The following is a 7,054-nucleotide window of genomic DNA, read 5'->3' as shown; positions in this document are numbered from 1 at the left end:
CACCATCACATGCTTGACACCCTGCACTCTTTTGAAAACATATAAAACAAGTCCTCTCCATCCGAGGAGTAGCAGAAACTGGATAAAAAATGCAATTATAAATATACTTCTTGGGAATGCAAAGTGCCTGTAAAAGAAGGTAGAAACAACTGTTAAAAATTGTAAGAGCATAAGGGCTAAAACCATCGAAAATGCTATCTCGCTTATCGTTTTCATTGTGATTGTGTAAAGACCATAAATGTTCAATAGTACAAGAGCAAATAGAGTTATTTGCGGAATCAATGTATAGTATGGCATAAAGTTTCGCTTTGGGAATGTAAAATTGAACTTTATAATATATGCCAAGATATACCCTGCATGAATTAGCAGAAGGTCCATAACCACGACAAAAAACTTACTGAGTTTATGATAGCTTTTTATATACGACCTCATCGATTACCATCTCCATTTATAATTTGTTCTAATCTATCTGCAAGTTTTCTGATGTCGTGATATTTTTCAACATACTCTCTTCCCTTTTGCCCAATCCTCTTTCTCTCATCTTCATCCATCTCGTAAAGTTTTATAATCTTCTGAGCAAATGCCTTTGAATCATAGGCATCACAAGAAAACCCCGCACCTGAGTCTTTGACAATGTCATTTGCAACATTACCTGCAAACACTATTGGCTTTGCAGCACACAAATAATCAAAAAGTTTATTAAGAGATATCCCAAACCTGTAAACTTTTAGATTGTGCATAGAAACAAGCGTTATATCAACGCGTTCAAGTAAGCTTGGTACAGAAAGTTTTGATATTGGATCATAAAAAAATACATTTGAAAGTTTAAATTTTTTGACCATCTTCTGAAGTTTTTCTTTCTCAGGACCATCTCCTATTATCAGAAAATGGATCTTGTCACCTACTTCGTCTTGCACGTACTTTGCAGCCTCAATTATTGTTTCCATTGCATTAGCTTGACCAAGCGCACCTAAATAGCAAGCTTTAAAATACCCCTCATGTTCACCTAAAATCTTCTTTACCTCATCGGGCATTGTATTTTTCAGAAGGTCAAACCTCTCAATATCACAACCATTTGGAATATGTACAATTTTTTCTTTATTTATTCCGAGGCTCTGAATGTATTCATCTGCTTTTGGCAAAACTGTTATTACATACTTTGCTTTTGTGTATATGAACTTCTCAAGCCTTCGCAAAAGTCTAACTATCAGGCTTCCTTCCTTGAAAGCACCAAGGTCAATTCCACTTTGTGGCCAAAGGTCACGCACTTCTGCTACAAATTCAGCCTTTTTCCCCTTTGCTAACCTATATCCCACAACCCATGTAAGTGGATGAAAAGAGGATGCTATAATTGTATCTGGTTTTTCAAATTTTCTTGCTATAAAATAGAGGTTTTTAGCAAACGAAAATATGTTTACAACCCTTTTGAAATCGTTTTTCTTGTATGGGGTTGTCTTTATCCAAACGAACTTTACACCACTGTAGTCTTCTATTTTAAATTTTTCTCCTTTCCCAAGCAGCTCAACTCTTTGCTTATGGTCAAAACTGGAGGCAAAAATACTTACATCATATCCTCTTTTTACAAGCTCCTTTGCATAGTCAAAATGTCTTGTAATTCCGCCCATTGTAGGTGGAATTGCGTAGTGGTTTAAAATCCATATTTTCTTTTTCAAAGTTGTTCTCCCTTTCTACCTACTGCATAAATTTTTGATTAGGTATTCATAATTGAGTATATCATAATTCTTCCTGATAATTAATATCTACATTCTATATACCTTCGAAAAATTCTTAGAGCAAAATAGTACAAAATTAAGGCAAAATAATTAAAAGATTGATTATGGTCAAAAGGTATAATTAAGATGATAGGCAAAAGTGAAAATCATAATTTGCAAAAGAAGGGAGACTGATAACTTTGAAATTTGGTTATTTTGATGACAATAAAAGAGAGTATGTCATAACAACTCCACTTACTCCTTTTCCGTGGATCAACTATCTCGGCATGAAAGACTTTCTTTCTTTAATCTCAAACCATGCAGGTGGTTATTGTTTTTACAAAGATGCAAGACTCAGAAGAATAACAAGGTTCCGTTATAACAATGTTCCACTTGATATGGGCGGAAGATATTTCTATATAAAAGACAATGAGGATTTCTGGTCACCCTCATGGATGCCAACAAGAAAAGTTCTTGAGTTTTATGAATGTCGCCATGGTCTTGGATATACAATCATAACAGGAAGAAGAAATGGCGTTGAGGTGGAGCAAACATTTTTTGTGCCAGTTGATGAAAACTGTGAGATACACTATCTTAAGATAACAAACAAATCTACCCAGCCAAAGGATTTGACACTCTTTTCATTGATTGAGTTTTGTCTTTGGAACGCGCTTGACGATATGACAAACTTCCAAAGAAATTTAAGTACAGGTGAGGTTGAAATAGAAGGTTCTGTGATTTACCATAAAACAGAGTACAGAGAGCGTAGAAATCATTATTCTTTTTATTCTGTAAACGTTCCAATCGATGGATTTGACACTGACAGGGACACATTTCTTGGTCTTTACAGAGGGTTTGATGCACCTTTAGCAGTTGAAAATGGAAAGAGTTTTAATTCAGAAGCTCACGGCTGGGCACCTATTGCATCGCATATGATAAAAATCTCTTTGCAGCCAGGGGAGGCAAAAGAGCTTGTATTTGTGCTGGGTTATGTAGAAAATGATGAAGACAAAAAATGGCTTAAAAAAGGTGTTATAAACAAAGAAAAGGCTTACAAAATGATAGAAAAATTCAAAAACCCAGAAGACGTCCAAAGATCATTCGAAAATTTGAGGCTATTTTGGAGCAATCTACTGAACAAGTTTAACGTTCTGACTGGCATAGACAAGGTAGATAGAATGGTAAACATCTGGAACCAGTATCAGTGTATGGTAACATTTAACCTGTCAAGAAGTGCTTCATACTTTGAGTCTGGAATAGGAAGAGGAATGGGGTTCAGAGATTCTAACCAAGATATTCTTGGTTTTGTTCACCAGATACCAGAACGGGCAAGAGAAAGAATATTGGATTTAGCCGCAACCCAGCTTGAAGATGGCGGTGCTTACCATCAATATCAGCCTCTTACAAAAAGAGGCAACAATGAAATAGGTAGCAATTTCAACGACGACCCGTTGTGGCTCATACTCTCAACTGCACATTACATCAAGGAAACAGGAGACTGGTCCATTCTTGATGAAATTGTTCCTTTTGAAAATGACCCGCAAAAGGCTGCTTCAATGTTCGAACACCTGAGAAGGGCATTTTACCATGTTGTTAACAACTTAGGACCGCATGGACTTCCACTCATAGGCAGGGCTGACTGGAATGATTGCTTGAACTTAAACGCATTTTCAACAAACCCTGATGAGTCGTTCCAGACATGTGATAACAAAGACGGCAAAACTGCAGAATCTGTTATGATAGCAGGGATGTTTGTCTATGTTGGAAAGGAATTTGTAAAGATTTGTGAAAGGTTGGGTAAAGAAGATATTGCAAAAGATGCACAATACCACATTGAAAAGATGAAAGAGGCAATTTTAAATTATGGTTACGATGGCGAGTGGTTTTTAAGAGCATATGACTACTTTGGAAACAAAGTTGGAAGCAAAGAAAATGACGAAGGTAAGATATTTATTGAAACACAAGGTTTTTGTGTAATGGCAGGAATAGGACTTGATGATGGAAAAGCTATTTCTGCGCTCGATTCTGTTAAAAAGTATCTTGATACAGAACATGGAATAGTTCTTGTTCAGCCAGCTTTTACAGAGTACAAAATTCATCTTGGTGAGATTACAAGCTATCCGCCGGGCTACAAAGAAAATGCAGCGGTGTTTTGTCACAATAACCCATGGATTATGATTGCAGAGTGTATTGTTGGAAGAGGAGATAGAGCATTTGAGTACTGGTCAAAGATTGCTCCATCATATAGAGAAGAGATAAGCGATGTGCACAAGCTTGAACCATATGTATACTGCCAGATGATTGCTGGAAAAGATGCGTACAAGCCAGGTGAGGCTAAGAATTCATGGCTCACAGGCTCTGCTGCATGGAACTTTGTTGCAATGACACAGTGGATTTTGGGAATAAGACCTGATTATGACGGTCTTTTAATAGACCCTTGCGTACCAAGAGAGTGGAAAGGATTTACTGTAAAAAGAGTGTTCAGAAATGCAATTTACAATATACAAGTAAAGAACCCTGATGGCGTTTCAAAAGGTGTTAAAAAAGTTGTTGTTGATGGCAAAGAAATGTCTTCCAATTTAATACCAGCTTTCTCAGATGGCAAAGAACATTTTGTTGAAGTGATAATGGGATAGAAAAATTTTAAGGAGGGTATTTTTTATGAACTATGGGTACTTTGATTCTCAAAGTAGAGAGTATGTTATAACAAATCCCAAAACACCAACTTCATGGGTAAATTATTTGGGGACAAGTGACTATTGTCTTATAATCTCAAACAATGCGTCAGGTTATTCTTTTTACAAATCCCCTAAGCTTGGAAGGGTCACTCGTTTCAGGTTCAATAGCATCCCAATGGACAGACCTGGAAGATATGTATATATCAAAGACGAAGAAACAAAAGACTTCTGGTCAATAAGCTGGCAACCTGTTGGAAAGCCTCTTGAAAGTTTTAACAGCATCTGTCGACACGGTCTTGGATATTCAATATTTGAAAGTAAATATAGCAACATAACCTCATCTTTAAAAATCTTTGTGCCAGTAGACAAGCCAATTGAAATCTGGGAAGTTAAAATCAAGAATGAGTCAGGTAAGAAAAAGGAACTATCGGTATTTACTTATACAGAGTTCTGTCTTTGGAATTCCATGCTTGACATGATGGATTTTCAGTATATTCTTTACACCTGCAGAATGGGTTACAACAAAGAAGATGAAATTGTAGATTATTCTATCAAGCTCTGGAGTCCTTATGAACCAAAAGCTTTTTTCACATGCACAAATAAAAAGATTGAAAGTTTTGATACAGACAGAGATGTGTTTATTGGTCCATATAACAGTGAAGCTAATCCAGAAGCTATTCAAAATGGCAGGTGTTTTGGGTCAATTGCAATAGGTGGAAACCCATGCGCTGCAACACAGGTAAAAATTGAACTTCAGCCCGGTCAGGAAGAATATTTAGTGTTTGTACTGGGAATAGGAGATGCATATAAGGAAGGAAAAGAATATAAAAAACTATTTGCATCAAAAGAAAATATCCAAAGAGAATTTGAAAAGGTGCAAAAGTACTGGGATGACCGGCTTAGCAAGTTCAAATGCTCAACACCAAGCGAGAAGATGAATTTGATGTTGAACATATGGAATCAGTATCAGTGCCATACAACATTTAACTGGTCAAGGTCTGCATCATTTATAGAGGCTGGAGGAAGAGACGGACTTGGCTTTAGAGATTCTTCACAGGACATTCTGGGCGTTGCACATTCAATCCCTCAAGAGGTAAGAAAAAGACTTATTGAACTTTTGAAGGCTCAGCTTTCTGAAGGATATGCGATGCATCATTTCCAGCCTCTTACATGGGCTCAAGGAGAACATAATATACCTCCACGAGATAGAATTTATTCAGATGACCATTTATGGCTTTTGATTGCTGTGCCACACTATATAAAAGAAACAGGTGATTTTTCTATCTTAGATGAAGTTGTTGAGTATGCGGACAAGTCAAGTGCTTCTGTTTATGAGCATTTAAAACAAGCTTTGGAGTTTTCATGGAATCACAGAGGAAAACATGGACTTTTGCTTGGTCTTGCTGCTGACTGGAATGACTGTATCAACCTCAAAGACGGTGGCGAGAGTACATGGTCAACCCAGCTTTATTACAAAGCTTTATCTGAGTTTATAGAACTTGCTGAGTATATTGGAAAGACTGATGATGCTGAAAAGTACAAAGCTTATAGAGATGAAATCAAAAAGGCAATGGATGAGTATACATGGGATGGCGAGTGGTTTGTAAGAGGGTATTTGGCAAGCGGTAAAAAACTTGGATCAAAAGAAAGTGATCAGAGCAAGATTTTCCTAAATTCTCAGTCATGGTCAGTATTCTCTGGCGCTTTTGTTGATGAAAAAGGCAAAATGGCAATGGACAGTGTCAAAAAGTATCTCGCAACAGAACATGGATGTGTCAAAAACTGGCCAGCTTATGTTGATTATATTATAGAGGTTGGGGCTGTAACCTCTTTCCCGCCGGGATTAAAAGAAAATGCTGCTATTTTCTGTCATGCTAATACATGGGTAATTATTGCAGAGGCTGTACTTGGAAGAGGCGATTATGCTTTTGAATACTATATGTCGTTCCTTCCTGCAAACAAAAATGATATTGCTGAAATCTATACCACAGAACCTTATGTTTATTCCCAGTTTATCACCGGAAAAGAACATCCATATTATTTTGGTCGTGCGCGAAATCCATGGTTGACAGGTACTGCAACATGGGCATTTGTTGCAGCAACACAGTATATCCTAGGGGTTCGCCCACACTACAAAGGTCTTATTATTGACCCATGTATACCATCATGTTGGGACGGTTTTGAAGTTGAGAGAGTTTTCAGAGGAAGAAAACTTTCCATTAAGGTTTCAAATCCAGACCATATTTCAAAAGGTGTTAAAAAGATATTAGTAAATGGAAAAGAGATTGTGGGTAATTTGATTCCAGTAGAATTGCTTGACAATGAGAATGTAATTGAAGTTGTAATGGGAAAATAATATTTAAGACAGGAAAATAAAACTACAAAAAAGAGGAGGCACACCATTGCATATTTAAAGTGGTGTGTCTCTTTTTTTGTTTCTTTTCTAAAACATCTACTGGTGAAAAACATCTAAAAATTTTGCTATATTCACTTAAAATTTTTATTTGCAAACTCAAATTTTATATGGCAATATATTTTGATATGAGTGTAATTGATTTCAAAAGAAACAAAAGCTTTAAGTCAAGGAGGTCACAACATGAGTTTTCCAAAAGGATTTCTGTGGGGTGCTGCAACTGCATCATATCAGATTGAAGGTGCATGGAA

Annotated in this window: 4 protein-coding genes and 1 pseudogene (1 of these 5 running past the window's edge); 3 read left to right on the top strand and 2 right to left on the bottom strand. The window is 36.6% G+C overall.

Features of this window, described 5'->3' with window-relative positions; all coding sequences use genetic code 11:
- Together H964_RS11610 and H964_RS11605 are read right to left on the bottom strand one after the other, a co-directional pair.
- A pseudogene (locus H964_RS11610) lies at positions 1-432 on the bottom strand (sugar transferase); the annotation flags it as partial.
- Complete coding sequence (locus tag H964_RS11605) at positions 429-1,673, bottom strand: glycosyltransferase family 4 protein (RefSeq protein WP_039767832.1); 1,245 nt, start codon at positions 1,671-1,673, stop codon at positions 429-431. The gene H964_RS11605 and the pseudogene H964_RS11610, both read right to left, overlap by 4 nt.
- A gap of 239 nt (positions 1,674-1,912) precedes the next feature.
- Here H964_RS11605 and H964_RS11600 point away from each other — a divergent pair, with 239 nt between their 5' ends.
- The 3 genes from H964_RS11600 to H964_RS11590 form a co-directional block, all read left to right on the top strand.
- The gene (locus tag H964_RS11600) at positions 1,913-4,348 is read left to right on the top strand and encodes a GH36-type glycosyl hydrolase domain-containing protein (protein WP_039767830.1); all 2,436 of its coding nucleotides are present in this window, start codon (positions 1,913-1,915) and stop codon (positions 4,346-4,348) included.
- Positions 4,349-4,373: 25 nt separating this feature from the next.
- Positions 4,374-6,746 carry a GH36-type glycosyl hydrolase domain-containing protein gene (locus H964_RS11595; protein ID WP_039767828.1) on the top strand — a complete coding sequence of 791 codons (2,373 nt, stop codon included), beginning with the start codon at positions 4,374-4,376 and terminating at the stop codon, positions 6,744-6,746.
- 240 nt (positions 6,747-6,986) lie between these two features.
- Positions 6,987-7,054, top strand: partial view of a GH1 family beta-glucosidase gene (locus H964_RS11590; RefSeq protein WP_039767827.1) — the 5' portion only. It continues 1,294 nt past the right edge of the window; the window shows 68 of its 1,362 coding nt (coding positions 1-68); it begins with the start codon at positions 6,987-6,989; the stop codon falls past the right edge of the window.

This window comes from Caldicellulosiruptor sp. F32, from assembly GCF_000404025.1.
Taxonomy (GTDB): Bacteria; Bacillota; Thermoanaerobacteria; order Caldicellulosiruptorales; family Caldicellulosiruptoraceae; genus Caldicellulosiruptor; species Caldicellulosiruptor saccharolyticus.
Note: the sequence above shows the minus strand (reverse complement) of the source record. Positions and strands in the feature narration are given on the sequence as shown.

Excerpts from the sequence above, each read along its gene's own strand:
- H964_RS11595 (WP_039767828.1), top strand. The coding sequence starts at position 4,374 with ATGAACTATGGGTACTTTGATTCTCAAAGTAGAGAGTATGTTATAACA.